We start from the raw sequence: 2,678 nt of genomic DNA, 5'->3' as shown, positions 1-2,678 counted from the left end.
ACTTTTTATTGTAGCTTGACACAGTTTAGTTTACACTCTCGAAATATTTTAAAGGGTTCACTTTGCTTATAAATATGTGGGAAGGTGCGCCCTCCCATCGCACCTTCCCTACTCCTCCTTCTTCAAATACTTCTCTTATATTCTTCCGTCTTCTTCAGCTTCTCATAGAGGCTCTGGGCCATGGCATAATCATGATCGGAATCCTTCAGCCACTCTGAGAAATGGCGGTTGTGGTTCATCTGCGTTTCCTGCTTTCTGAACGATTCCACCACGCACCTCTTTTCTACATCAGGAAACATCAGGTTCATACGGGCGGCAAAGGCAGACTTGTCCTTATCCTCCTTCACCATGTGGAACGTATATTTCATCAGACACCACACAATGTACCAGTCCTGCTGCTTCGTGATGTTGCCCTTTAACCAGAACTCCAGCCTCTTCTTCAGCTTGGCAGGATCTACCCAGTTGGCAAAGAAAGAATCGCCATGACGCTCATACTCATCAGCCCTGGCTATTTCTACCGCCAACATATCATGCTCACCCTGATACATAAACAGATTTTCAAAATCCCCGGGCGAAGCCTCCTCTCTTACAAGCATGTGGACAAGCTCCTCCTCATTCTCCTCATCCTCCACATTATTGAACCAGATAGAACAAAGCGTATAATTGTTGAATTTCCCCTCTACTTCACTCATCACTTTCTGTAAGCTCAAAGTGGTAATCTCTATTCTTCTCTCTTTCAGATGACGCTTCTGCACCTTGGCTACATGCTCCAGATGAGCAGGTAGCGTATGCTCATCAAATCTTCTTTTGATGTAATGATAAATGATGGTAGCTTCGTGGTCGGTGCGGAAAACTCGGGTCTTATATAAATCGGTAAATTCTCTGTATATGTAGGTAACCGTGGCGACGGTCTTCTCCAAAGCCAACTTCAATCCGCTAGAGATAAAGTTCTTGTAGTGAGACTCATAGTTCGAAAGGTCTGCGTCAGCCGGAGCCTCCTGCTTCTCACACAGCTTGAAAAGATCTTTGCCACTGGGCATCTGACCATACTCCTCCACATCCAGCAGATAGTCTGCATGCTTTCGGGCGATGGTCTGAATGTCATTCAGCACCTTCTCTAAGATTTCCGTATAGATAGCCATCAGTTCATTATCATAGCTCTTATATATGGTAATATAGACTTTCTTATGGAGCTTATGAATATATTTAAGAAAATCTGTCAATTGCTCGGCAAGGTCTTGGTAAATATGATAATAATAGGTAAGACCCTTATGCTTTCCAGTATTCCATTGAATGTCTTCTATAGCATATTGAATCTCCTTACATAAATGTTCAGCCTCTCTCTTAAACAGGGCAACATCTTCTTTGGTTATAGGGGTGTATTTCTTGGCTCCTGTAGCCTCATCTATAACAAACAGGTCTTCTTCTGATTTGATTTTCAGACGAAAACCGTAACGATTATCGGTATTGTATAGGTATTCTGATTCCATTGTGTTTATGTTGTTTAATTACGAACTCAACCGCCGATTCCATGCGGTACATAGAAATGGCCCCCTCAAAGTTACAAAAAAATGGCGAAAAATCACGATTACTATAGAATATAAACACAAAAAACGAGAAAAAAGCCTTTTAAACAAGAAAAAATCACCATTTTATCGCTTTTTCACAGCTTTCCAAACATCAGATATTATCACACCCATCTATTTATTCTATCTATTTAGTATTCAATCTCATACCAATTAGAGCCACATTCCTTTGTTATAGAATATTGCACTTTCTAAATAAAAATGAGAGAGAGAGCTTTTACAAAAGGCTGGTAGAAAAAAACGCTCGAAGCCCAGAAAATGAGCCTCAAAAGGCTATCTTCACACCCGCAGAACGGCCAAAATAAGATGGAAAATGAGGTTTTTCTGCTTGAAAACGGCAGAAATTTAGAAATAACTTAACAGATTTACACAATATCAAGACAAAACGAAGAGGGAGAGTATAGAAAAACAGAAGAGAATCTATAGCTTTTTAAAGATACAATTCTAAGAAAGTACAACTTTCACTAACGGGCAATATCTTGCTATTAAACAACATCTTACAACAATACAGCGTTACATCTTTCAGAATCAAACCAAAACCTCTATCAGGTCATTTTGGGTCAAAGTCATTTCGGGTCATTTTGAAAATGCAATGTCATTTTCAGCCATAGTATAATATAAATATATATTTATATTATACTATGAGTGACTTTGCGCCCCGAAAATGAAAATGACCCGAAATGACTTTGACCCGAAATGACCCAGAAGACGTAAGAAGCTTCTGCCCACCTTCAGAGCGAAAGGAAAATGCTGGCGAAAACGAAACATGTAAATATCGCTAATAGTTACATATCTATATATCAGCTACTTACGCCATTTTTACCATCTTATTCCGATAAAAACTTGCTTTCGCCTTTGAAATTTTGTATCTTTGCACCGGCAATCGAAGGAACAGCCTATTGTGCCGAAAACCGGTCATCTATTAAGACCGGGGCGGGGCTTAAATGATGGCAGGCGCCGGTCATCTATTAAGACCCCAAAAAGCACAGGAAACGGACTTTCCGGGTAGTTGTGATTTACAAGAACTCTTAAACACAGAACAGAGTATGATTAACTACAGCATCGTAATGCGCAGCGTGAACGCAAACCTCC

At 40.2% G+C, this 2,678-nt stretch carries 1 protein-coding gene; it reads right to left on the bottom strand.

Annotated features, from left to right (window positions below; genetic code table 11):
• Positions 1-122: 122 nt before the first annotated feature.
• Positions 123-1,490 carry a hypothetical protein gene (locus tag DXD25_RS16015; RefSeq protein WP_117664357.1) on the bottom strand — a complete coding sequence of 456 codons (1,368 nt, stop codon included), beginning with the start codon at positions 1,488-1,490 and terminating at the stop codon, positions 123-125.
• Positions 1,491-2,678 lie beyond the last annotated feature (1,188 nt).

This window comes from Prevotella sp. TF12-30 (assembly GCF_003436715.1).
GTDB lineage: Bacteria > Bacteroidota > Bacteroidia > Bacteroidales > Bacteroidaceae > Prevotella > Prevotella copri_A.
Note: the sequence above shows the minus strand (reverse complement) of the source record. Positions and strands in the feature narration are given on the sequence as shown.

Excerpts from the sequence above, each read along its gene's own strand:
- DXD25_RS16015 (WP_117664357.1), bottom strand. The coding sequence starts at position 1,490 with ATGGAATCAGAATACCTATACAATACCGATAATCGTTACGGTTTTCGT.